Source organism: Methylocystis echinoides (assembly GCF_040687965.1).
Taxonomy (GTDB): domain Bacteria; phylum Pseudomonadota; class Alphaproteobacteria; order Rhizobiales; family Beijerinckiaceae; genus Methylocystis; species Methylocystis echinoides_A.
The window spans coordinates 2,305,629-2,327,437 of record NZ_CP156084.1; the positions used below are offsets into that span (position 1 = coordinate 2,305,629).

At 62.7% G+C, this 21,809-nt stretch carries 26 protein-coding genes; 1 reads left to right on the top strand and 25 read right to left on the bottom strand.

The annotated features are described in order from the left end of the window. Positions 1-247 precede the first annotated feature (247 nt). A complete protein-coding gene (locus tag RVU70_RS11245; protein WP_363346259.1) occupies positions 248-2,272 on the top strand; it encodes a hypothetical protein in 2,025 nt (674 codons plus the stop codon). Positions 2,273-2,390: 118 nt separating this feature from the next. Here the strand turns inward: RVU70_RS11245 and RVU70_RS11250 are convergent, their stop codons facing one another. From RVU70_RS11250 to RVU70_RS11370, 25 genes are all read right to left on the bottom strand, one after another. Continuing rightward, positions 2,391-2,642, bottom strand: coding sequence for a hypothetical protein (locus RVU70_RS11250; protein WP_363346261.1), 252 nt, complete (start codon positions 2,640-2,642; stop codon positions 2,391-2,393). Positions 2,643-2,774: 132 nt separating this feature from the next. Beyond that, positions 2,775-2,912: a hypothetical protein gene (locus RVU70_RS11255; RefSeq protein ID WP_363346263.1), complete on the bottom strand. Its 138-nt coding sequence runs from the start codon at positions 2,910-2,912 to the stop codon at positions 2,775-2,777. Beyond that, positions 2,909-3,139, bottom strand: a complete 231-nt coding sequence (locus RVU70_RS11260) for a hypothetical protein (RefSeq protein ID WP_363346265.1) — start codon at positions 3,137-3,139, stop codon at positions 2,909-2,911. The genes RVU70_RS11255 and RVU70_RS11260 overlap by 4 nt, the downstream gene beginning before the upstream one ends. 137 nt (positions 3,140-3,276) lie before the next feature. Beyond that, positions 3,277-3,504 (bottom strand): hypothetical protein, encoded by a 228-nt coding sequence (locus RVU70_RS11265; protein WP_363346267.1) that lies wholly within the window; start codon positions 3,502-3,504, stop codon positions 3,277-3,279. Continuing rightward, positions 3,461-3,895, bottom strand: a complete 435-nt coding sequence (locus tag RVU70_RS11270; RefSeq protein WP_363346269.1) for a hypothetical protein — start codon at positions 3,893-3,895, stop codon at positions 3,461-3,463. Before RVU70_RS11270 ends, RVU70_RS11265 begins: the two co-directional genes overlap by 44 nt. Then, the gene (locus RVU70_RS11275) at positions 3,896-4,714 is read right to left on the bottom strand and encodes a lysozyme (protein WP_363346271.1); all 819 of its coding nucleotides are present in this window, start codon (positions 4,712-4,714) and stop codon (positions 3,896-3,898) included. It lies immediately after the preceding gene. A 43-nt stretch (positions 4,715-4,757) separates the two neighbouring features. Next, complete coding sequence (locus RVU70_RS11280; RefSeq protein ID WP_363346273.1) at positions 4,758-4,952, bottom strand: hypothetical protein; 195 nt, start codon at positions 4,950-4,952, stop codon at positions 4,758-4,760. Positions 4,953-4,955: 3 nt separating this feature from the next. Beyond that, entirely contained in the window at positions 4,956-5,792 is an 837-nt protein-coding gene (locus RVU70_RS11285; RefSeq protein WP_363346275.1) for a hypothetical protein, read from the bottom strand. A gap of 19 nt (positions 5,793-5,811) precedes the next feature. After that, positions 5,812-7,767 carry a phage tail protein gene (locus RVU70_RS11290; protein WP_363346277.1) on the bottom strand — a complete coding sequence of 652 codons (1,956 nt, stop codon included), beginning with the start codon at positions 7,765-7,767 and terminating at the stop codon, positions 5,812-5,814. Then, positions 7,760-8,113 carry a hypothetical protein gene (locus RVU70_RS11295; protein WP_363346279.1) on the bottom strand — a complete coding sequence of 118 codons (354 nt, stop codon included), beginning with the start codon at positions 8,111-8,113 and terminating at the stop codon, positions 7,760-7,762. Before RVU70_RS11295 ends, RVU70_RS11290 begins: the two co-directional genes overlap by 8 nt. Beyond that, the gene (locus RVU70_RS11300; protein ID WP_363346281.1) at positions 8,110-8,706 is read right to left on the bottom strand and encodes a hypothetical protein; all 597 of its coding nucleotides are present in this window, start codon (positions 8,704-8,706) and stop codon (positions 8,110-8,112) included. Before RVU70_RS11300 ends, RVU70_RS11295 begins: the two co-directional genes overlap by 4 nt. Continuing rightward, positions 8,707-9,375, bottom strand: coding sequence for a hypothetical protein (locus RVU70_RS11305; RefSeq protein ID WP_363346283.1), 669 nt, complete (start codon positions 9,373-9,375; stop codon positions 8,707-8,709). It abuts the gene before it with no gap. After that, complete coding sequence (locus tag RVU70_RS11310) at positions 9,372-11,813, bottom strand: phage tail length tape measure family protein (RefSeq protein ID WP_363346285.1); 2,442 nt, start codon at positions 11,811-11,813, stop codon at positions 9,372-9,374. Before RVU70_RS11310 ends, RVU70_RS11305 begins: the two co-directional genes overlap by 4 nt. After that, positions 11,794-12,015, bottom strand: coding sequence for a hypothetical protein (locus tag RVU70_RS11315; RefSeq protein ID WP_363346286.1), 222 nt, complete (start codon positions 12,013-12,015; stop codon positions 11,794-11,796). The genes RVU70_RS11310 and RVU70_RS11315 overlap by 20 nt, the downstream gene beginning before the upstream one ends. Beyond that, on the bottom strand, positions 12,012-12,530 hold the full coding sequence (locus tag RVU70_RS11320; RefSeq protein ID WP_363346288.1) for a hypothetical protein: 519 nt from the start codon (positions 12,528-12,530) through the stop codon (positions 12,012-12,014). The genes RVU70_RS11315 and RVU70_RS11320 overlap by 4 nt, the downstream gene beginning before the upstream one ends. Positions 12,531-12,559: 29 nt before the next feature. Further along, a complete protein-coding gene (locus RVU70_RS11325) occupies positions 12,560-13,531 on the bottom strand; it encodes a phage tail tube protein (RefSeq protein ID WP_363346290.1) in 972 nt (323 codons plus the stop codon). 16 nt (positions 13,532-13,547) lie between these two features. Further along, positions 13,548-13,754 carry a hypothetical protein gene (locus RVU70_RS11330; RefSeq protein WP_363346292.1) on the bottom strand — a complete coding sequence of 69 codons (207 nt, stop codon included), beginning with the start codon at positions 13,752-13,754 and terminating at the stop codon, positions 13,548-13,550. Continuing rightward, entirely contained in the window at positions 13,754-14,218 is a 465-nt protein-coding gene (locus RVU70_RS11335) for a hypothetical protein (RefSeq protein ID WP_363346294.1), read from the bottom strand. The genes RVU70_RS11330 and RVU70_RS11335 overlap by 1 nt, the downstream gene beginning before the upstream one ends. Next, positions 14,215-14,874, bottom strand: coding sequence for a DUF6441 family protein (locus RVU70_RS11340; RefSeq protein WP_363346296.1), 660 nt, complete (start codon positions 14,872-14,874; stop codon positions 14,215-14,217). Before RVU70_RS11340 ends, RVU70_RS11335 begins: the two co-directional genes overlap by 4 nt. Further along, the gene (locus RVU70_RS11345) at positions 14,856-15,212 is read right to left on the bottom strand and encodes a hypothetical protein (RefSeq protein ID WP_363346297.1); all 357 of its coding nucleotides are present in this window, start codon (positions 15,210-15,212) and stop codon (positions 14,856-14,858) included. Before RVU70_RS11345 ends, RVU70_RS11340 begins: the two co-directional genes overlap by 19 nt. A gap of 9 nt (positions 15,213-15,221) precedes the next feature. Next, positions 15,222-15,842 (bottom strand): DUF2190 family protein, encoded by a 621-nt coding sequence (locus tag RVU70_RS11350; RefSeq protein ID WP_363346299.1) that lies wholly within the window; start codon positions 15,840-15,842, stop codon positions 15,222-15,224. 81 nt (positions 15,843-15,923) lie between these two features. Further along, positions 15,924-17,999 carry a prohead protease/major capsid protein fusion protein gene (locus tag RVU70_RS11355; protein ID WP_363346301.1) on the bottom strand — a complete coding sequence of 692 codons (2,076 nt, stop codon included), beginning with the start codon at positions 17,997-17,999 and terminating at the stop codon, positions 15,924-15,926. 14 nt (positions 18,000-18,013) lie between these two features. Next, positions 18,014-19,543, bottom strand: a complete 1,530-nt coding sequence (locus tag RVU70_RS11360; RefSeq protein WP_363346303.1) for a phage portal protein — start codon at positions 19,541-19,543, stop codon at positions 18,014-18,016. Beyond that, the gene (locus RVU70_RS11365; protein ID WP_363346305.1) at positions 19,543-19,773 is read right to left on the bottom strand and encodes a phage head-tail joining protein; all 231 of its coding nucleotides are present in this window, start codon (positions 19,771-19,773) and stop codon (positions 19,543-19,545) included. Before RVU70_RS11365 ends, RVU70_RS11360 begins: the two co-directional genes overlap by 1 nt. Beyond that, positions 19,764-21,803: a terminase gpA endonuclease subunit gene (locus tag RVU70_RS11370; RefSeq protein ID WP_363346307.1), complete on the bottom strand. Its 2,040-nt coding sequence runs from the start codon at positions 21,801-21,803 to the stop codon at positions 19,764-19,766. Before RVU70_RS11370 ends, RVU70_RS11365 begins: the two co-directional genes overlap by 10 nt. Between the last annotated feature and the right edge of the window lie 6 nt (positions 21,804-21,809).

Genomic DNA, 21,809 nt, shown 5'->3' on the forward strand with positions numbered 1-21,809 from the left:
AGGTAAGCTTATCTCGTATACACAGGGACAAGACTGTTCGTAGCTTGCAAACCTAATTTGCGCGTTCTGCCGGTGTAGCGTTCCCTTCTCTGCCCTTACGAGGCGGTGGGCAGAAAAAACGCGCTTCGCCGTGAGTTCGTGCGCGGGTCTGCAGCGACTGTCAATTCCCTTATTCCTTTTCGCGCTGCAGTCCTCGATTGGCTGACCATTAGGCTGCCGTTAACAACCAATTTAAGGGAGAAGAGAAATGTCACGAAAGGCAGGCACGTTTTTGGCTATAACGTTGCTATTTTGTCAGTCCGCTAGCGGGGAAGAATTCAGGCAAGAAAATAAGAATCGAGGTATCAGTGAGGCCGTAAGCAACGAACCAGAGTTGTTGAAAGCTGCAGACCCTATTTTGGTCGCTTGGGCTCTTATGCAGGATAGGTTCGCGTATCTGAAAACTGTCGATACCGATAAAACTATTGATAAGAAGATAAGTAAATTAGTATTATATAACCCTAAACCTGGTCAAACACCTCCGGAGCAGGTAAAAACACTTCAAGCTGCAACAATTGCAAATATAGAAAAACCGTACCCTGCTCCTACCAAGATTTGTACGGGTCAGCCGATCGACGTATCGAATTGTTGTGCAGAAAGTGTGAACCCGGATTGCCTGCTGCGAATTCGATGGGAGGAAGCACCAACTGAGGCTGGCCAAGGCATGCTTAAGTACGGGTTTTATTTATATTCATTGATGGACTTCGGGCGTGAACTCGCGAAAAGCTCGATTCTGGTAAAGTTGGCCGACATTCCGGGAGGGATATTTCCGGGGGGGAAACTACTATTCGTGTGGCCCTATTATGTTGGATCCGACAAATCCAAGATTTTGGTCACTCAAGTCGACGATGTAGTCGTTTCTAGAATGACAACTACGTTCGGTTACTTGCTGCCTCGTTTCCGGCAGGCTTTGGGTTCTCCTGCGGTAGGAATGGATGCTTTCGCATGTTCGGCTTCGGGGTTCAATCCCGCCCTATGGGGAAGCGCACCAACGGGAAGCTTGCTAGCGGTTTCGCCTGGTTCACCAATCGAGGTTACTCATCCGCCGGGCGTGGGCGACTATTTTGCGACGGTCGAGTTGAACTCTCGTCCCGGAGTGACTCTCGTTAGATTTGCAAATAAGAACACGCCTCCGATCACGGGAGGCAATAGCCCTTTGATTAGTTATGTTGATAGCATCCCGACTGGCGCTGAATACTATCCTTGCCTAGGGAATGGCGCAACCGATGCTATACGACAGGGGAGAAACCTGCTAAACGCTCCCGCTAGCTCAGTCTGGTTCTTTCAGAGTATCTTCCTTCAAGCCGTTCTTTCAGAGTTTCTCGCGACTAAACCATCTTTTGCTGCAGATCTGTTATCGCCAGCGCCTAGTGTCAGCAATAGTTTGAGTGCACAACTTTCGTCTATACCTGAGGAGACTGTCGATTTTGGGCAAGTCGCTGCCTCCGAGGGGCCGAATTGCAGGTCAGAATGTGACGCTGCAAGTCCACTATGCCTTCCTGTCACTTACCTTGGCGAAAAGCGATTGAGCCAACTCCAGAAACTGCAGCAGGAGCTACTACGCAGGCAACCTTTCGAGATCACCCCTTCTAGACTGGGGCAAATATTTGATATGACGAGCGACCCATCCGTTGGATTGAGGGGAACAACATACGTCGATAAAGATAAGCTCATTAACGAAGGAAAGCCATCGACAATCCAGGCGGGAGATAACTCTAATCGGATGCTCTGGCTTCATGTGCCTGAAATTTTGAGCGGTAACATTCGAAAGAAGAGCAGCGACGCATACTCGGTCGATTTCACGGGAGAGCTCGCTCTCTTACAGATATCGGATCGCGTCATAAATGATCAATATGGTGGTCGAGTAACTAATATCGTTACTAGCAAGGATGATGCTATCGTTGGCACAGAAAACGGTTGCTTTCAGCTTTTATTCAAGCCCCCAAGCCCGGTAGAGCAAGTCACGAGATTAATAAAAATGTTTGGACAAGGTAAAGACCGGCGATCTGCATCGTCGTTACTGCGTTTACTGACGATCAGTGATGATGATCCAAAAGAGAAACCCTGTTTGAAAGTTAGTGCGGGTTACGGCGGGATGTGTCCCCCTGCGGACTGCCCACCATATAATTTTAAGTGTGGGGATCAGTGTGTGATCGTAATTGGCCTAGGAGCAAATAAATACGCCGAAGCAAAGATGCGGGCTGAAACGGCTTCGGGGAAGACCTGCAACTAATCTCACCGTGGCAGTCACAGTGCCTCGAGGAGCGAGGCCTGTGACTGCCATGAATAACCTTTGGCGCTTCTGTAGCCCCGCATTGCTCTTGACACGGCAAGTGTCGTGCTTGTCGATTTTAGCCATTTTTGTGCTTCATTCCCTGGCGGACCCGCCGTCGGTCGAGAATCTTAAAGGTCATCTGCATTGCGAGCCACGCACAGCCCAGAAAGGGTGCGACGTCAGTCGCGATGCCAGCCCAATCGTGCAATCTGTCTCGCCAAAGCGGCGTGGTGATCATGCCTCCCGCCACGATGTAGCCGATTTTCTCGGCCGCCGGGCTCGCGAAAGTTTCTACTGCATTGTGCAAATGATGCTGCGGTGTCGGCATTTTCGAACCCATGACAGAAAATTAAGGGGTTTGGCCAAAAGCTGGCGCAACCGTCAGAAGCGGCCACATTCTGGCGGCCAGAGGCGCGCGGGCAGGACTCAATGCCCGCGTGTCTCGCTTGTCGTCGGAGGTTCACGCCCAGATCGCCGTCCAGGCAACAATGAGCGCGGCGAGGCGCGCCCAGCCCGCCCAGGGCGGCGGCCAAGCGCTTTCGGCAGGAAACAGATACAGCGCCGCCGCCGTCCCGAGGATCTTGAGGCCAACGATCACGACGGGCGCTCCTCGGGCGCTGGCGGGGCCAGCGCGCGCTCGGCCTCGTCGGCGGCGGCCGTCGCCTCGACGATCATGGCTTGCACGGCCGCCGGGTCCGGCTGCGCGGCGAGCTGCGCCGCCAGATTCCCATTGTGCTGGCGGATCGCCCCGACCGCCGACACGAGCTGGCGATTCGCCGTGATGAGCCGGTCCATGGCCGACTTGAGATCGTCAATTTGCGCCATTGTTTCTTCCCTCTCCGCGCACGCCTCCAGCTCCTCGAGCTGCTCCCAGGCGCGCCAAAAATCCACCGGCGAGGGAGACGCCGGCGCCGGGCGCGGCAGGCGCGCCCGACGGATTGCGTTGCGGCGGCGTAGGCCGCTTAAGGGGTCGCCGAGAAGTCCCGGCGCACGCTCGAATAGAAGGCCTGGCAATTCTCGACCCCGTGATTGGCCTTGATCGCCGCCGCCCGGTTCTGGAGGGCGAAGACGCGCGCGTCCTTACCCGGCGTCGGCTCGGGCAGCTCGGCCCCCTTGCACGAGGGGGCGAGCGGCGGCAGCGCCGGCCTAACGCTTTCCGGCGGCGTCGAGCCGGCGCACGCGGCGAGCAAAAGCGGCGTCAAGAGCGCAAGCGTCGACGACAACGGCTTTCGGCTTCGGCTGGGCATAGGGCGCGTCTTTCTTGTGATTGGACGCCGCCTGAGCGGCGAGGTCGGCTTGCAGACGGTCAATTTCGGCCTGCATCGCGGCGGCCGCGCCGGCCGCCGCCTGGGCGCGCTGGCGATCCTGGGCGGCGATGGCGTCGGCGGCCGCGGCCTGGCGGGCGCGCTCCTGGATTTGAGCGCGGAGGCTGGCGGCCTCGCGGGCAGCCTCACGCGCGTCGCAGGCGCTCGAGGCTCGATGGTGGCCCCAGGCGAAGCACAGCGCGCCACCGATCGCCGCAAGCCCGATACGCGAGCTTGCAAGCGACCAGGCCGCCGAGAGGATCGAGAGCGCGCCCATTTAGACCGCGACCTCGGTCATGAGCAGGGCGTCCTCGAGGCGCGCCGCTTGAATGCGCTGCGCCGCCCGATAGGCGAGATAGGCGAGGGCGGCGATCACCAGGCCGGCGCCGATCCCGAGCAGAAGCGGCGAATAGGTCGCGATCAGCTCGGAAATCGGCGCGCCCGAATCCCAACCCTGGGCGAGGTCTCGCGCCTGGTCGGCGTAGCCCTTGGCCTGGGTCGCCATGTCGAGGGCGTCGCCTACGCCGATCGTCAGCGCCCCGGATTTGATCTTGTCGGCGGCCGTGACCGTGCGCGAACCGGCCGCGCGCAGATAGTCGAGCGAGACGCTCTCGCCCTCGTGCATCTCCTCTGTCGCCACGAAGCGCACCGGCGCGCCAGGCGCTTCCGCCGACGTCGCCGCGAGGAATTGCCGATACTCGCCCAGGCGCCGCTTGCGAATCTCCCGGGGCTTGTTCCACATGAGGATGGCGTCGGCGGCGCCGCGATAATTGCCGGCGTTGAGCCGTTTGACGACTGTCGACTTCTGCGAAACCGCCGCCTCGATGTTGAAGGCGAGCGAAGCGAGCGCGTCGAATTGCCCTTGCGTCAGCGGAACGCGGACGTTCCGTTCGACGAGCTGCTCATAGTGCGGCAAATCCTTCGCCAGGATTTCGTCGACCTGGGCGCGAGTGATCGTCATTCCCGGCGCCGGGAACGGCGGGCCGGCGGCGGCCGTGTGGCCGACGCCGATCGTCCAAATGCCCTTCGTGTCCGTGTAGGCCTTCGTCTTGAAACCCTCGCGCTGTATGAGCAGCGCGCGGCCGGCCGCGCTCATTTTCATCTTTTCTGCCTTTGGTTTGTGAGCGGAAAAAGGCGCGCTAATCGAGCGCGAATGCGAGGCTTAGAAGCCGCCGGGCGTGAAGCTGTTCGACCTTGACGCGCAGCTCGCCGCAGAGCCACGGATAGACGCCAGCGACGCTTCGTCGCCAGGCGGCATCCAGCTCTTGCAGCGTCTTCGCGGCCGCAAAGGCGCGCGCCGCCTCGGCGAGAAATTGCGCGCGCGTCAAGGGCATGGGCTAGTCAAAGGCAGTTTCGATAACCGCGAACTGCAACACGGGTTGCTCGTTATTGTTGCCGGGGTTGAAAACCGTGATTTGGGCGACGCCCGCCTGGATCTTCACGCCGAAATAATAGACGCCCGCCGGATTTCCGGCGATGTTCATATTCAGATTGCTCGTCGCCTTGATCTTGTTATTCGTGAGCGCGAAAGTTTGTCCGGCCGACGAGCCGGCCCCGGAAAAGAGTGTAATGCGCCCGCTCTTCGCGTTGAGGGTGACGCCGGTCGTGCGGCTGGTCAATTGCGTGACGGTTCCGCCGGCGCCCTTGCCCGAGACATATCCGATCCCGCCTTTAGCGAGAACCGATTGGTCCTGATCGACAAAGAGCGCGTCGACCGGCGTCGCCGTCCCGTTGGGCGTCGTCGCAATGACGGCGCGCGAGCCCTGTGACGTCGAGGACCAGTTTTCGGTCGCCTCGGCGCGCAGCGACGTCGGACGCAAGGCGTAGGCCGCGCCCCCCGTCGTGTAATAGCCGGACAGAACCAAGCGGCCGATAACATCGCCACTGAAGGTCGCGCCAGGACCGCCGGCCCAACCGTCCGCGTAGCGCAACCATATCTCGGGCGGCTCGGTAAAGCCGTCGAAGACCAAGAGATTCTTATTGTAGTTGTCGCTCGATTGCCAATGCTGGACCGTGCCGTCAGGCACGTTCGGCGCAATGTCTGGCTCGGCGTTAACCCGATAGGGGGCGGCGAGAAAGTCCTCGATAACAAAGCCGAGTTCGCGGATTAGATCAATGTCCGCGTCACCGACGAGCGGGAAGGCATTATTGAAGGCGCCGTCAATATCGGCCATTTCAGCCTCGCGTTAGCTCTTAGATTGTGATTGCGACCGACGATCCCCAGGAGCCCGGCGTCCCATTGTTGGGAATGTAGCGGGCTTGCACCGTGACCGTCGTTCCTTTGGGGAGCACGGGCGTTTGCACCGTGAATTGCGAAATCAGCACATTGACTTGCCGCCAATTCGTCCCGCCGTCGGTCGAATAACGCGCGTCCCACATGAGGTTAGGATCGACGACGAGATAGACGAGCGGATTGACGATCAGGCCGCCAACCGACGTCTTTTGCGCATAGTCGATCCGAATGGCGGCGCCGCCCGTCTCTTCGTCATAGACGGCCGACAGAAACGGGACCGGCTGGGGAAGCGTCGGCGCTTTGACGACTTCAAAATTCTTGACCGGGTCCGGCGGCGGCGCGGGATCACTGAAAATATTTTCCTCGATCTCGACGAGATGCGCCGTCCAATCCGCGAGCGACGCGCCGGGCTTCAATTGCACGAGCCGGAATGTGCCGACGATCTGAAACTTGCGGCAATCAAGCCCGACGACGCGCTGGCCCATGGCGAGAACGCCGCGCGCGCCTAAGCGAACGGTTATGCGACGCCGCCGGCTTTCGCGCAGCGCGTGGCGGCGCACCATGCGCCAGGCCTGCGCCGGCGACGGGCAATAGTCGAGCTGAATGCTTGTCGGCCGCCGGCCGATCTTGGCTTGCGACTCGACGTCCTCGTAAACGGGCGCCTGGACCGGCGAATAGCGCTGGCGCGGCTCGGTGTAGGTGATGTTGAAATAGTTGGATTCCTCGCTGATCGCCGCGCCGAATTCCTCCTGAAACGTCGCGACGTCGCGATCGGTAAAGACGACGTTCGGCTCCTCCCATTTGCCGATCCACATGGAAAAGAAGCCGCGCTGATCGAGCCCGTAGGCGCCGTCGCAGACCGCCATGATTTTCGCCAGCACGTCTCGGGGCTCGAGATCGAGCGAAACATTGGCGCTCATGCGCGCGAACGGCTCATAGCACAGGCCGCCGTCGCCAAAGCTACGAATGAAGCACGGCACAAGCCTGTCGCAGTCGTCGGCGGCTTCGGCGATCGACGCCCAATCAATTCCCTTGATGGCGGTTTGTCCGCTTTGAATAAGGCGATTGATATAATCCGCGGCGATCAGCGCCGGGTTTTCGCTCCATTTCCATGTCGAATTGTAGAGCGAATAAGCCCCGTTCTCTAACTCGGTTTGCCCAGGCTCGCGCGGATCGTAAACCGGCGCGCCGCGATAGACGAAATTATAGAGCGGCCAATTGTTCGGGTAATATTGCTGGCGGTTGGCGCCATTATAGACGGACGCGAAATAGGCCCAGGCATAGGCGCAGGTGGCGCCTTTCCCCCTGTGCGAATCGTCCCAAAAGCCGAGCATGCCAATATCATAGGCATTGACGCCCCAAACCGTTCCCGATGACTGGAATGTGCCAAGCAAATAGGAACGCGTGCCGTCGGCCTTTGCGTTGCAAATCTCGACAAAGACCAGAGGACCAAAGACGCCGGCGGACCATTGCACATATTTCGTGCCGCCGTTCGGCCCCCATATGGCGCCGGCGTCCGGCGCCGTCGGGGCGATCAGCGTCGCGGAATTCACCCAGTCAATCAGCTCGTCGTCGCAGCTAATCGAAACCATGCCGGAGATCGGCCCGTCGCAAAGATAAAGCCCATAGGTGAGATTTATCTTTGCCGGGCCAGCTTCCTTCCAGAAGAAGGCGCCTGGGTTTTGTACAAGTCCGTATGAATAGACGCGCGGGGCGATCGGATGCTCGACGGCGACCTTATAGTCCGGCGGCGGAGCCTGGTGCGAAATCGGCTGGTCGCCGGTGCGTTGCTTCCTTCGCGTCAGATAGCCGACGCCGGCTTGCGCGCCGAACATTGCGAGCGCGACCGCCGGGAAGCCCATGAAGGACGCAACGGCGCCGAAGACGCCGAAGAAGCTTGAAGCGATCTTAGACACGCCAGGCCTTCACGATATCTACGTCGCGCACAATGAGAACCTTCGCAAAGCTGCGCGTCACGAAGAGCCCGTCCTCGGTCAAAATCCCGAGCAATGGATCTTCAGCGTCTTGCGGTTGGCGCGCGAGCGCAATTGCATGCGGCTGCGGCGCGCAGGGCGTGAGCCCCAGCTTTTCGCACCACGAAGAGACGCCGGCCTCGACGCCGAGCCGCCGCCAGTCGCGGTAAATCTCACGCGTGGATGGCCCGCCTGAAAGGCCGTGGATGAAAAGCCATTGAACAACAAATTGCGCGCAAGGCCCCTTTGTTCCGCAGCCGCGGGCGAAGGAAATGGGATCGGGCGTCATTGCGTGACGACGGTCTTTTTCCAGCCGATGCGTTCGAAAATCCGGTCGCCGGGATATTTGGCTTGCTGATCGGCGTCGCTCACGAGATTGAGCGGCGGAATATGCTTTCCGCCAAAGAGCGGCTCGCCGACGACGGTAAAGGTGATTTCGCCGTTCTCATATTGCAGCGACGGCCGCCCGAGCTGGTAGATTTGCAGCATGTAGGGAAAGTCGATGGCACGGCCGAGCGTGCGATCGAAGATGAGCGCATAGACCGTCGCCGTCGCCCCGACGATCTCCGCATGACTGTCCGCGATCGCGCGGCGGATCGGCGCATAGACGCTTTGAAATCTTTTCTCGTCGCCGACAAGGCCGGAGAGCGTCAATTCGAGGGGCGACGTCGCCGCCTCGGGGCCGACCTGCAAACCGGAGATCGCGCCTAAAATCCCGAGACCGAGCCAGCGTTGCCCGACGCGATCGACAAAGGAATCGCCCTGGCAGAGATAGACGGTTTCCGACGCCATCTCGATTTTGACGCCATAGACCGCGCGCACGACATGTTCGTCGAGAAGCGCTTGCGCGGTTGCGGAAAAGGCGAGGGGCGGTTGCGGCATTCACCAACGCTCTTCGAGAAATTCGAACGTCGCAAGCCCGGTCCAACCAAGCTGCATTTGACAGGCAAGCGCCTGGCTTTTGGGGTCGAGGCGGGCAAGCATGCGCGGATCGTCGATTTCGAGGACGGTTCCGAAAGTGTAATCGGCGCGAAGCTCCGGCCAAATCGTCCATTTGTCGCCGCGGATTTCTTGGATCACATGCAAGCGACCCTCGATTTCGAAATAGTCGCCCGCGCTCAAGGGCGCGGTCGGAGAGTTATTGACCGGGATTCGCACGTCCCCCGCTTTGACGTCGTCGTCGAGCGTGCAATCCCAAATGCGTTGCGCGAGCTTATAGCCGCTCGACAGCTTATAGCCGTTTGAAAATTGCGCGAGCGTCGGCGTCGCGACATTGGCGCGCCCCGCCGGCGAATAAATCCCGTTCATGGGGCCGACGTAGAGTCTCCCCGATCGCGCGAGATAGGCGAGCAAGGCGCGCGCCTTGAGGATGTTTTCTTCGCGAAAGCGCACCTCGTGATAAACGAGCCGCCATCTCCCGCTCGCCGAGGCGACGAGCTGCGGCGCGCTCGAAATCGTCGGCCCGCCCGAGATCGTCGGGTCGACCATGGCCGGCGTCACGTCGCGCGGCCGCAGCTCTTTCGGCCAGAGCTTATAGCGCGGGTCCCTCATGGCTGGCCGGTTTCATAGGCTGTAAACATGCGTGGCAGGCGATCGGCGAAGCGGTTTTGCTCTTCGCGGATCATGAAGCGGATTTCGGCGCGGGTGACGCGCGACTCGACATTCACGCCGGCATAATTCTGGATCGAGATGCGCGGCGCCGACTCTTGGCTAAGGCCTTTGAGATCGACGACGGCGGGAATCGAGCGGCCGTCGGGCAAGGGGACATAAGCCTCGGGACGCGAGCCCTCGCCGAACATGGCGAACTGCGGCGTATTGGCGACGCCCCCGAAGCCATAGCGCTTGAGGGGCAAGGGGCCGGCGCCGGTCATGACGCCGCCCTCGGCGAAGGGGAAAAGCGATTTCGCCGCCGAGAAGAGACTGCCCAGGAAGCCGCCGCCGACGCTGTCCGAGCCGTTGGTCCCGGCCTTGCCGAAAAGCCCTTCCGTCAATTTCTGCGCGGCGATATTGATTGCGGTTTGCAAGATTTGATCGAGAACGCGGTTGAGGGCCGCGCCGGCGCTTTCGCCGCGCACGAGATCGCCGACGAAAGACGAGAGCGCCGAAGAAGCGGTCCCCCGAACCTGGTCGAGGCTTTGGATCAGCTCGGCGTTTTTCTCTTGGATGCGTTGCAGCCTTTCGACATAGCGACCCCATTCCTCGGCCGTCTGCGCGATCTGCGCCCGCATGTCGCTCGTGATCGGGATATGTTCGCGCGTGTATTGATTGAGCAGCTCTTGCTCTCTTTGCAGCCGCGCCGCCTCGCCCGCCGACTTGCCGAAGGCTGCGGCCTGGGCGTCGAGGAGCCGGTTATAGATCGCCAAATCGTCGTTAGCCTGGCGCAGCGGCGCGGCCTGGGCTTCCGCCGTATAGGCCGCCTCCAGGCCACCGGAGCTGGCGCGCACGCGCCGCGACAGGCCGCCGCCGCCGGCGGATCGCGCCGGCGCCGCGGCCGGCTCGTCGATCGGGATAACGCCCCTCCCGATGCGGCCGCCGACGCCCTCGTCAATTAAACGCTGGAAATTGGCTTGCGTCGGCTCCAGGCCGCGCCGCGCCAGCTCGTCTTGCAGAATGTCCATCTGCGACGGGCCGCGCGCGGCGGCCGCCCGGCGCGGTCGCGGCGCCGGCGCAGCGGCGTCGACCGGGACCTGGCGCAGCATGTCGTCGCGCTCTTGGCGAATTTGCAGAAGGCCGCGCTCGTATGAAGTCTTGCCGAAGCCCGCGATCGTGCGCGCCGCCTGGCGCGAATATTCCTCGGCCTTCGCCGTCGCCTCGGCGAGCATGCGCGTGCGCTCGGCCTCGGCCTGCGTATTGATCTTGAGCGCGTTCGCGGAGTCGCGCAGCGCCTCGACGCGGGCCTTTTCAATGAGCACTGCCTCGCGCTCGGCGTAGGTCGTCGCGGTAATCGCCTTCGACGCCAGCTCGGCGTCCTGAGCGAGATTGAGCAAGGCCGAGAGCCGATCGGTCGCATTGTCGCGCAAGGCCTGTTGCTGCGCGCCCGAGGCCCGCCGCATGCGGCCGAAGACAGTCTCGGCGCTCGGCTGGCCGGCGAGCCCCTCGCCGGTGCGTGTCACGAAATTCGACACGCGCGCGCCCATGTCCTCGAAAATGCGCGAGAGGCGCCATGTCGGGTCCTCTAGCTCGGCGAGGCGGCTGCGGAGCGTCTCGACGAGCTTCGCGGCGGCGGCGGCCTTATCGCCCATGCCGGCGGTTTGCTCGATCTGGAGCCGCTGCGCGCGCGTCAGGAGCCCGAATTTATCGGCAAGCTCCTGTGCGCCCTTGGCGGGATCGGCGAGGGCGCGGGCGAGCGTTCCGGCCGCGTCCTCTTGGGAGAGCCCGAGCTTTCGCCCAAAGTCGCGCGTGACGCCAATCGCGCCGCCAAGCGCGCCGCCGGGAACGCCCGCCCCGAGGAATTGCGCGGCGAGCCCCTGGGCGGCGTTAATCGACATGCCGGAGGCGGCGGCCGACCGGCCGGCGACGGCGTTAACCTGGCCGATCGTGAGGCCCGAGGCGCGCCCCAACCCGTTCAAAGAGACGGTGAGCGCGTCTTGCGCCCGCTGCCATCGTAAGAGCCCCTCGACGGCGACTGCGCTCGCGCCGGCGATCGCCGCGCCGGCGGCGCGCGCCGGCGTCACGAGCGAGGCGAGCCGCGAGCCCAAATCGGCGACCGCCGCGCCGGCGCCGCCCTTCGCAGTCCCGAGAATGTCGGCGACCTGCGTTCCTTGCTGCATCAGCACCATAAGCGGCGACTGGCCGCCGGCGAGCGAGACGGCGATGTCTTGCGCCTGGCGGCCGAGATTTATCATCTCGTGGCGCGCCAGGCCGACCGATTTCGAGGCGTCGTCAAACTGGCGCTTGGTCGTTTCGCCAATTTTCTTGATCGCCGCTTCAACCTTGACGTTTCCGTCGACGCCAAGGCGAATGGTGACGCTATTTGCCGCCATGGTCATTTTCCGCTCTACGGAATCCGGCCAGCAGGCCGTCTTCGGCGCGCATCAGCAAGAAAGCGAGCGCCTCCCGATCGCATTGGGGCGGCGCCAGGGCGAGCGCCCCTTGATAGTCGATCCCGACCGCGACGCCGGCCATGCCGGCGCGGCGAATGAGGCCGGGCCGAAAGACGAGCGCGAGGGCGATCTCGCCCTCGACGCTCAAGGGCCGCTCGCGCTCCGGGCAGCGCTTGCCGTTGGCGCCGGGCTTTCCGTCGGCGCAAGGCGCGCGGAGTCTGGCGCATCCTGCGCAGTAGTCGCCGCCCCCTCCCGCGCGCCATTCGGCGAGGGCGCGAACCCGTTTCCCTCAAGGTCCATTTCGAGGGCGGGCCGCGTGATGGCCTCTTGGACGATCGTATTGTAAAGCGGCTCGCGCAAAAGCGCGGCGATGTTCTCGCGCGTCAACGGCAAGGGCTTGCCGTCGGCGTCGCCAATGCCTTCCCAAGACACAAAGACGCGCAGAGCCATTTCAACGAGATTGACGAGCGACGCGACGCCGAGCGTCAAGTCGCTGTCCTCGGCCCATTCCGACTTTGTCTCGACGCCATAGCGCGAAAAGGCGGCGAGGCCCGCCTTCGCTTCCTCGAAAAAGCGCCGGGAAGCAGCAAGCGCCGCCTCGCGGTCGATCGCCGTCATGGGGCGATAGGTGATAACCGCCCCTGCGCCAAGGGGAAGGCGCAAGGGCTCTTTGGGAGCGGTGCCGAGTTTTATCATGCCGGATAGGTCGCGATCTGGTTTTTGAGGGTAACGGCGAGCATGGCTGCGCCGCTGGTTTGCTTGCAACGGAACGGGAGCGTTTGCTCGATCCCGCCCGGCCCCTCGATCGCGACGCCGGCGCGGCCGAGGATGCACGAAGGAGCGTCGAAGGAAATCGAATTGTTCGCGCCCTTGACGAAGCGGATTTGCAGCGCTTGTGAGGTTCCCGCGAGCGCAGCGGCGTCAAGCGTCGGCCCGGTATAGCGCACCCGCAAGTCGCCAAAGAATTGCGCTTGCTCGGCCAGAACAGCCCCGCCGAATTTGCCCGAACCGTCGATATAGCGATCTTGAATGAGGCCCGTCTCATAGGTGAGGCTCGCCGCCATCAAGACGCCGACCGCCGCGCCGCCGAGCAAAACCTCGGCGAGCGCCGCGCCCTGCGGATCGTAGGTTTTCCCAGCCGCCGGCGTTCCGGCGCCGGTCGATCCGAGCATGTTTTCGCCATAGCCCAGCATATCGAGCATGACGCGCTGATAACCGGGGGCGTCGGCGAGGTCGAGCTTCATCGAGCGCACCGCGCAACCGACATGCTGGCGGAAATCGTTCGTCGCCGGATTGAGTTCGATCGTCGCCGAGGGAAGCGTCAAAGCGCCGGACGAAAAGACATGCGTGAAATTGGTCGCGCCGCTCGTCGCGGGCGCGCCGAAGACGAGCCGCAGCCAATCGCCGATTTGATTGAGGCAGAGCGGCAACTCGAGCGAGCCGCCATGCTCGCTCAAGGTCGGCGCGACGTCGCCATTGTCGCGATAGTTATTGAGGCCCGAGCCGATGATCGGGTCGCTCTCGATCGGTTTCGTCTCGCGCAAATTGGCTTTGTAGTAATGCGCGTAACGATAGGAGCCGGCGGCCGGCGTCCCATAGGAGCCGGATTCCGTCGCAAAGGCCGCTCTCGCGAGCTGGCCGAGCGCAATTGCAGAGGTCGCCATGTCTTCGAAGCTCCTATTAGCGCGTCATGATCCCGGCGACGCCGAGATCGAATTCCGTCGCGTGGCGAAAATTCCCGTGAAGCTCTTCGACAAGATCCGGGGCGTTGGGGAGAACCTGGCCCTTGCGATACCGACCGACGTCGTCGGTCACGACGAGATAGCCCGTCGCGATGGGCGCGGAGGAGGGCGCAGGCGCGGGCGGTTGTTTCTTCGGTTCTGTCATTAGTAGGCCCTCGGCGAAACGTAAGTGAGTTGCACGCGAATGAGCGCAGTTCGAAAGGCGATCGAGCCGATCCCCTCGGCCGAAATCTCCGGCTGGTCGACGACCTCGGCAATCGAGACGACGCCGCCGAGCGTCGGATCGGCTTCGATCGCTGCGAAGATCGCCAAGACGTCGTCGTCGAATTTCGTGAAAAGCGCCGAGCCTTCCGCGCCGGCGACGTAAAATTCGACGTCGACATTGCGCACGAGTTCGAATTTTTGGTCGCTCGGCGCGCCGAAAGCGCGCTCTGTACTAACCGGGTCGCCGGTCCGCACGACGAGAATGCGCCCGATGGAGGGGTCGCCGGCGAGCAATTCGACGGCGTCGTCAAAGACGGGATCGCGGCGCACGTCGGGCAGGCTCGCCGGGGCGTTCAAGGCGCCGATCAGCGCGAGCATTGCGGCTTCTGTCGCGGAGGCAGTCATTGCGAGTTCGCAGCCTTTTGGTAAGCGACGGCGAAGCGCGCGCCGGCGGCGTTGGCGATCGAGGCGACGTCAAGACGCTTTTTGAGCCGCACTTTCCGCACGAGAATAAACATCGCGACCTTCTTGCCAGGGTCTTTCTTTGTCGCGCGCCGGAAGGTCGTTTTGAGCGGCCGGCCCCTTGCTTTGGAGCGCTTCGAGCCTTGGCGCGCCATAACCAAAGCGACAAGGCTTCCGTTGCGCGCGCGGGCGAAAGTGAAGCCCTTGAATTTTCGCTCGACGGCGGCGGGCTTGAGACGCGATCCGCCGCTCGTAACCGGGACGTTTTCGGTTGGAATCCACAAATACCGGCGCCCGCCCGTCGGCGCGATCGTCGCGCCTTCCGAAAACGCCGCCATGATCTTGGGGGCTTTCGACCAAGTGAAAAACGCCGGCGACAGCGTCGGCTTGCTTTCTTTCGGCTGGATTTGTCCCCGCCATGTCGTCGGGAGCTTTCTCGACTTGAGCACCTGGCGCGTGGCGTCGCGCACGGGGATAAGCACCGTGGCGCGGCCGGCTTTCTCTGTCGCCGCGCGCACACGCCCCGACAGAGCCTTGAATTCGGCGTCGAGCGCGGCGTCAATCTCTTTCGGGTCGACGCTTAAGGTAAGGGGAGCCATGGGGTCGAACCGTCAGCGGGATCGGGCCGGCAAAGACACGTCCAAACGAGCCCGTCGGGATCGTCGCGCCTCGGCTGCGCGACAATGACATAATGATAGGAGCCGACGAGGAACCGCGCGCCCTTTTCAGGCCTGGCGATTTCCGAGGCGCGAACCTCCAGCACGCGTTGCGGCGCGAGGATCGGCGTGTCGCCTAGCACGGATTGCTCGTCGTCTCGTCGCTCAACGACGCGGCAAGAGACGGGTACCCCGGCGAGCGGCTGATATTGCGCCGACTTGCCGAAGCGTGCGAAGGCGCTCGAAAGCGCTCTCGCGGCGAGCGGGTCGAAATCCGACACGGCGCGCCCTTAATAGCCCCAGGCGAACCAATTGACCTTCTTCGAGAAGGTCGTCGCGGCGACCGGCGTCGGATCGGTGCCGCCAGTGTTTTTCCACGTCTTGAGAATAAAAGAGCCAGCGACCGGCGCGCCGTTCTGATCGCCAACCGTCGCAGAAACCCATTCAGGGTCGTCGCCAGGGTCGCTATCAAGCGAGGCGATCACGCCCAAGACCGACGACAAGCCGGTTGCGATCGTGTCGGCGGCCGTGACGGTCGTCGCCTGGCCCGCGACTTGGCGCAGCCCCGTTCCGCCCTCCGAGAGCAGAACCTTACCCGTTGAAGTCGGATTGGCCGCGACCTCGGTCGCCCAGCCGATAAACATATTTGCCCCCGGCTTCGCGCCAGGCGAGCTAGTCGCCTGCTTATTGGTATTGTCCCAATAAATGCGGTCGCCAACCGCCCATGCTTCAGCGCTGTTCTTTTTCAGCTCCCAAACGTCTTCGCGCGCTAGCACTACGTCGGCGCCGGAGAGCGCCGCGTTCTGCGCCACGCCAAAAATGCCGCCGACCTGCGCGCCAGCGCCCGAGGCCACATCGTAAGGGGCCGGAACGGTGAGCGAGTCGCCCTTCTGAATCCTATTCGTCGCCATGTGATTGCTTCCTGATTTTCAAGCCGAGGAACGCCCGCCGTCGAGTTGGGCGGCGGGCGCGGGGTTAATCCCGTGGCGGGGTTAGGTCCCGGCGTTCTTGACCATGTTGCGATAGTCGATCGCCTTGGCTGCGAAATCGAGCCGGCCCTTGATCTCGAGCCCGTCGACCTCAAAGCCGACGCGCTGTTCGGTGTAAACGCCTTCCTGGCCGTCGAGGTACGCGAATTCGAACGTGTCGAGCACATTCGGATCGCCGACAACGAACCACGGCTCGGCGCCGGTCGCAGGCTTGAGACGCGCCTCAACGATCAGTTCCATTCGACCGGCGAAGGTGTTGACGCCGGAGGTCGCGGTCGCCTGGACGGCGGTCAAGAGCTTCTGCGCGGCAACCTTGCGTTTCGGCGTCACGACGAGGAATTTCGGGATGAGCCCGGAATAGGGTTGGCCCGCCGCGTCGAGCTGCTCCAGCATGAGTTTCTCGGCTTCGGCGAGCGACGTTTCCGTCACGTCGGCGGCTGTGCCGAGATTGGCATGGGTGGCGTGGAAAAGGGCGACTGTGTCGGAAAGCGCCGCATTGGCGGTGAAAATTCCCCAAACGACCGAATTCTCCAGTTCGGCGGCAGCCCGGCCGACGAGGCGCGGGATACGATCGAACGCGCCGAGATCGTCATTAATCAGCGCTTGCCGCGTGATAGGGACGATCTTGCCGTAAGTGGCGAGCGCATAAGTCTCGCCGCTATCCGAGAATTTCCCGTATTTGAATTCGCCTCCCTCCAAAACCTTTTCGAAGGTCGGCAGGCCCGAGAGTGCCACCACCGATTTCGACTTGAAGTCGGGCGAATTCGACTGCCGGCCGAGCATGCGCCAAGGCTGCGGCGCGGTCGAATAGGCGTCGCGCAGCCGCTTGGACGCGACGTTCGCCAGCAAGTTCGAAAAGTCAGAGGTCGACAGGCCCGCGCGATAAAGCACCCCCGGATCGTTCATGCCGAGCGCCAGCGTCGCGCGCTCCATTTTGTTCAAGGTGCGAACGCTCTTGCCCTGGGTCCGGTGAACATATTCGCCGAACATTGCGAGGATAGAGTCGTGGCCACGCCATTCGTTCGCCATCTCGATCGCCGCGCAGCCTTCCGGCGCGCTTCGGTCAAACGCCTGCGGATTCGCGCGGAGCGTGATCGCCGACTCGATCGCACGGCGCAGCGTGTCCCCTTCGTCGCGCGTCACCTGCGCATTGGGAACCACGATTTCGCGCGCGTCGGCCTGGCGCGAGCCCAAATGCTGGGTGAGATTGTCGAAAATCTGCGCGTGCGTCAGGCCCTCGTCGATCCAACCGTCGACCCGCTTGCGCGCGTCGCCTCCAGCGCCATCGGCGAGCCGCTGGAGGCCGCGAATGTCGGCGGCGCTGAGCGTCGACGCGCGGGCGTCGCTCTCGGCCGTTGGGGCGGGCGCCGGGGCGGGCGCGGGAGCCGGCGCAGCGGAACGCGCCTCGCTCGCGGGGGCGGCCGGCGCGAGATTGGCCGGGGCAGGGGCCGGCGGATTCTCGACGGCCGCCGCAACGGCCGCCGCCTGGGCGGATCGAGTCATATCTTGCTCACTTTCTTGCGAACCGGGAGCGTTAAGCCCGTTTGTCTCGACTGCCCGGACAGTCGCGACGGGATCGGCGGGAACGGCGCAGAGCGTCACCTCTAAGAGCGCCCACTGATCGGCGCGCCAGGTTTCAAGCCCCGTGTCGTCTTGAGAAATATTGAGCCATTTCTGGACGGAGTAGCCGACAGAGAAGCCCGTCAGCTCGCCGCGCGAGACCATGCCCTCGGCCTTGCGCCCGGCTTCCGTGTCGGCGAAGCGGGCGACGCCGACGAGTTGGCCGCCCTCGATCTTCGCCTCTTCGACTACGCCAAGAATTGCGTCGATCGAATAGGAATTGTGCGAGTCGAGCAGCTTGCATTGCCCTTGCTCAACCCGCGTCAAATCGACGGAAGCGGGGTCCATGCTGAGCGTCTCGACATAAGCGTAGCGGCGGACAGGCGAGCCGGCGGCGAAGACGCCGCGAACCGTCCTCGTCTTTGCGTCATAGCTCGTCGGCGCAAAGCGCAGCTCGCGCGCCAAAGTTCCGCCAGGCTGAAACCCTTCCGGGCCAGCCGCGCCGTTACTGCGTTGCATGGAAAAACCCCGCTTTAAGTTTGCGAATTGCCGTCAGAGACGCCTTGCGCGGCCTGTGCGATTTGCAGAGCGCCCGAGTGATTGATCCTGCGCGGATCTGTGTCGAGAACGATGCCAGGCTGGTCGAGAGCCTTGAGAAAAGCCTCGATCTCGGAAAGCTGTTGCTCCCAATTCAGGCCGCGCTCGGCGAGCGCGTCGGGCTGGGATTGCAAACCGGCCCGAATTTCCATGATTTTTGCCGTGATTTCCTTGACCGGGTCGACCCAGGGGCGAACCGGCATGGAAAACTCGCAACGCACGTCGGCGAGGCGCGGCTCATTGCGCAACAGGCTCTCCCGCTGCATGACGCGCCGCCATGCGCGCTTTTCTCGCTGGGCGAAAACGAGCCATTGCACGGCGTCGAGCAAGACATTCCCGGCGAGCGTAGCGGCGCGCAGGCTGGAATAGTTCGCCTGGCTCACGTCGCCGGTGATGGCGTGATAAGGAATCCCTGTCGTCGCCGAGAAGGCGTAAAGTTGTGAGCGAACAAAGTCGACCGTGTCTCCCGAGGTCGAGGGGTCGAGGGTCGAGGCCTCTTCGCCAGGCCCAAAGCGCAAAATTTTGCCCGGCGCCATCGTTTCTTCGACTCGGCCGCGCGCGTCGGTTTTTTGTTGCCCGACAATTGGGACTGAGCCTTGTGATTCCGGCGAGCGGATCATGAGCCCGATGCAGGCCTCGATCCGCTTGCGCCAAATCATTGCCTCGGTCACGTCGTCGAGGCCGCGCAAGGCGACAATCGAAGGCGCGAGCCACGAAACGCCGCGAGTCTGGCCAGGACGCAAGGTCTGGTAAAAATGGTCAACGTCTTCGGCGGGCATGCGCTTAGATTGACCGCGCAACAGGCCACCAATGGCGATCGAGCCCAACTCGCCCGGATGAATTGGAAACATCCAATAACCGGCGCGCCGTCCATATGCGTCAAATTCGACGCCTTGCACGACGAGATTTTTCTCGGCGTCAGCGCCGGTCAAAATATCGCGAGTCTGGTCGAGGTAATCGGCCTCGCGCAGCACGATACGACCGTTGACGACGCCGCTTTCGTCCTTCAACCAGACTCGGAAAACCTCGCCGTCGCGAAACATTGTGCGCGCGGCGAGCGCTTGCAGGCCATAATAGTCGAGCTGGCCCTCGGGGTCGCACGTGTCGACAAATCGCGCCCAGGCGTCATTCGCGGCCTGGCGCACGGTTTTCCTTGGATCGACCGCCCGCGGCGTGATTCCGGTTCCGACGACTTGTCCCGAAAACTGCGAAATCGCCGAGAAAACGACGCGGTTATTGCGCTCCAAGTCTCGGGCGCGATTGCGCACGCGCTCGTTCGAGCCGAAAAGCTCGGCGTTCGCGGAATTCCCGGTCGCGATCCAGCCGCCGAGCCGGCGATCACGCGACGCGCCGTCATAGGCGCGCATAAGCTGCGAAGCGACCGCCCGCGCGTGGAGGCGGCGCAAGCCGGATTGAGGCGCGATGGCGAGCCAGGCGCGGTCAAGAAAGGAGGGCTTGAAGCTCATTAGTCCCGCACGAATGACGCGTAAGAGCCGCGATCGGCGCTAGACGGGGCCGGACCCGTCGAGGGAATCTGAGCGCGCAAGCGCTGGAAATAATTGATCGCGTCGGTTAGGCTTTTCGTGTCCTTGTAGGTCACGCGGCGGCCGTCATATTCGACGGTCAATTCGCCGGAAGCGACCGCCTCTTGCAAAAGGGCGATGCGGGCGTCGATTTCTTGGACAGTTAGAGCCATTCGCCCCCCGTAAATCCCCAGCCGGTTGCTGGCAGGTCGTCCACGTTCGGTTGGTTTGCTTCCTGCGCCGCCGCGTCTTCTGCTGGAACGTCTTGGCTTGTCGCTCGCCCGAGGGGTCGCAAGAGTGGTGCGATCGCGCTTCCCGCGCCGCGCTCATAAGCGAGATCGCGCCAGAAGCCGTCCGAACGGTTGCCAATGTCGAAAACCGGCGCGCCAAAGGCGAGCGCCATATTCAAAACCCGGCAATCGAGCCAATGGTTATCATCATAATGGGCTTTCCAGACACGATTGCCCTTTTTGTCTAACCCGACATGCTCGGCGGTGATTTGCCGAAAATAAGCTTCGTCGAGAAAGCTCCCGAAATGGCAGAAGCCGCCTGGCGAGCGCGCCTCGTCGCCTTCGATCGTCGTCTCGCGGTTCAAATAGGCGAAAAAGCGTGATTTGAGATTGTAGGAGCCGGCTTTCCATTGTTGGACGCCCTTGCGAACGCGCTTTCCCCGCCAGTCGAAATCGACGAGCTGCGGCGCCGAGAGCGCCGGGCGGCCCCAACCCTCTTCGGTGCGGATCGCATAGGCGTTATGATGGCGGCGCACCCAATCGTAAACCACTGGCGCGTTATAGCGGCAGTCGACGCCGGTCGCGTCGATCCGGCGCTTGCCGCCGAAGGCGTCGGGGAGGCTCTCGCCGTGCAATTCGGAGAGGCGCTTCCAGCAAATGTCTTCGGGGTCGGCGGTATCGCCGAGCCGATCGCCGCCGCCGGCGCGCAGATAGGCCGCAAAGAGCGTGTAAGAGCGCCGGTCGGGCGTCCAGCCGACGATCTCGACATAAAGTCCGCGCTTTTGCACGTCGACGCCCATCGTGACGAGCAAGGCGTCGGCCGGAATGACCCGCTCGGCGTAGGATTCGCGGCGGCGAAACAACGCCTCCCAATCGGGAATGTCGTTCGCTTCCTCGTAAGGCAGGCCGAGCCAGTGATTATAAAAGCTCTTGAGCTTTTGCGGATCGTCGCCGGCGGCGAGATAGGTTTCGGCGATCTTGTCCCAAGTCGTAAAATTCGACGAAATCGAGTCGATATGCCAGGACGGGGCGCGCCCCGGCTCAGGCTTTTCGGCGACGAAGCCATAATCGGGTAAATCGAGCGCGGCGGCGATCATCCCGGCCTTTTGCCAATGCTCAATTCGCACGCCGCAGCATTGCGCCACATAATGCGCGTCGACCGGATGCTTGCGATTGAACCGCAGCCCGGTTCCGCCGGCCTCGTCGGCGTAACCGCCGAAGAGCAAGCGTATGCGCTCGCCGCAATGGGGGCAGGGGAGTCGCTGGTAACGTTGGTCGCCGGCCTCGAATTCCGCGTCGACGAGCGATGCGCCTTTCAACGTCGGCGTGCCGCCCTGCAATTTGCGATAGTCGCGCGTTGCGTGAAAGGCGATCTGACGGCCGTCCACCATGGCCATGGGCGAGCCCTGGCCCTCCAAATCCTTCGGCCATTGGTCGATCTCGTCGCAGAGCGCAAATTTGATCGTGCGCATTTGCAGCTCGGCCGCCGAATTCGCGCCGGTGATCGAGATCGAGCCGCCTGGAAACGCCTTATAGAGCGCCGACGAGCCCATCGACGCGCGGGCCGAGGTCGCCGCCAGCCGGCGCTTGAGGTCCGGCGTCGAGTCAAAGGCCGGCTGCAATTTCTCGCGGTTGAGCGAAAGCGCCATGGCGCTCGTCGGCAGCACAATGAGCGTGCGGGCCGGGCTTTGCGTGACAATCCAACCGGCGAGCGCGGTCAAGCCCTGCGTATAGCCGACTTGCGCCGACTTGCGCACGGTTCCCTTGGTGTAAGGGCCACAAAAAACGCCGTCGAGGATGGCGCAAATATAGGGGGCCTGGGCGGGGTCCCAAATCTGGCCGGCGCGCGGCCCCTCTACGAGGACAAGCTTTTGCGCCGCCCATTGCGTCGGCGTGAGCGTCGACGGCGGCGTGACGGCTTGAGCGATCGCGCCCGCGATGATCGCGAGCGCCGAGGCAAAGGGGTGAGCCATGGGTCG

What these genes read in the sequence shown, in the direction of transcription:
- RVU70_RS11250 (WP_363346261.1), bottom strand. Translation starts at nt 2,642, where the DNA reads ATGCCGACACCGCAGCATCATTTGCACAATGCAGTAGAAACTTTCGCG.
- RVU70_RS11340 (WP_363346296.1), bottom strand. Translation starts at nt 14,874, where the DNA reads ATGGCTCCCCTTACCTTAAGCGTCGACCCGAAAGAGATTGACGCCGCG.
- RVU70_RS11300 (WP_363346281.1), bottom strand. Translation starts at nt 8,706, where the DNA reads ATGCCGCAACCGCCCCTCGCCTTTTCCGCAACCGCGCAAGCGCTTCTC.
- RVU70_RS11270 (WP_363346269.1), bottom strand. Translation starts at nt 3,895, where the DNA reads ATGGGCGCGCTCTCGATCCTCTCGGCGGCCTGGTCGCTTGCAAGCTCG.
- RVU70_RS11360 (WP_363346303.1), bottom strand. Translation starts at nt 19,543, where the DNA reads ATGAGCTTCAAGCCCTCCTTTCTTGACCGCGCCTGGCTCGCCATCGCG.
- RVU70_RS11370 (WP_363346307.1), bottom strand. Translation starts at nt 21,803, where the DNA reads ATGGCTCACCCCTTTGCCTCGGCGCTCGCGATCATCGCGGGCGCGATC.
- RVU70_RS11280 (WP_363346273.1), bottom strand. Translation starts at nt 4,952, where the DNA reads ATGCCCTTGACGCGCGCGCAATTTCTCGCCGAGGCGGCGCGCGCCTTT.
- RVU70_RS11245 (WP_363346259.1), top strand. Translation starts at nt 248, where the DNA reads ATGTCACGAAAGGCAGGCACGTTTTTGGCTATAACGTTGCTATTTTGT.
- RVU70_RS11350 (WP_363346299.1), bottom strand. Translation starts at nt 15,842, where the DNA reads ATGGCGACGAATAGGATTCAGAAGGGCGACTCGCTCACCGTTCCGGCC.
- RVU70_RS11310 (WP_363346285.1), bottom strand. Translation starts at nt 11,813, where the DNA reads ATGACCATGGCGGCAAATAGCGTCACCATTCGCCTTGGCGTCGACGGA.
- RVU70_RS11330 (WP_363346292.1), bottom strand. Translation starts at nt 13,754, where the DNA reads ATGACAGAACCGAAGAAACAACCGCCCGCGCCTGCGCCCTCCTCCGCG.
- RVU70_RS11275 (WP_363346271.1), bottom strand. Translation starts at nt 4,714, where the DNA reads ATGAGCGCGGCCGGCCGCGCGCTGCTCATACAGCGCGAGGGTTTCAAG.
- RVU70_RS11365 (WP_363346305.1), bottom strand. Translation starts at nt 19,773, where the DNA reads ATGGCTCTAACTGTCCAAGAAATCGACGCCCGCATCGCCCTTTTGCAA.
- RVU70_RS11295 (WP_363346279.1), bottom strand. Translation starts at nt 8,113, where the DNA reads ATGACGCCCGATCCCATTTCCTTCGCCCGCGGCTGCGGAACAAAGGGG.
- RVU70_RS11260 (WP_363346265.1), bottom strand. Translation starts at nt 3,139, where the DNA reads ATGGCGCAAATTGACGATCTCAAGTCGGCCATGGACCGGCTCATCACG.
- RVU70_RS11285 (WP_363346275.1), bottom strand. Translation starts at nt 5,792, where the DNA reads ATGGCCGATATTGACGGCGCCTTCAATAATGCCTTCCCGCTCGTCGGT.
- RVU70_RS11325 (WP_363346290.1), bottom strand. Translation starts at nt 13,531, where the DNA reads ATGGCGACCTCTGCAATTGCGCTCGGCCAGCTCGCGAGAGCGGCCTTT.
- RVU70_RS11305 (WP_363346283.1), bottom strand. Translation starts at nt 9,375, where the DNA reads ATGAGGGACCCGCGCTATAAGCTCTGGCCGAAAGAGCTGCGGCCGCGC.
- RVU70_RS11355 (WP_363346301.1), bottom strand. Translation starts at nt 17,999, where the DNA reads ATGCAACGCAGTAACGGCGCGGCTGGCCCGGAAGGGTTTCAGCCTGGC.
- RVU70_RS11335 (WP_363346294.1), bottom strand. Translation starts at nt 14,218, where the DNA reads ATGACTGCCTCCGCGACAGAAGCCGCAATGCTCGCGCTGATCGGCGCC.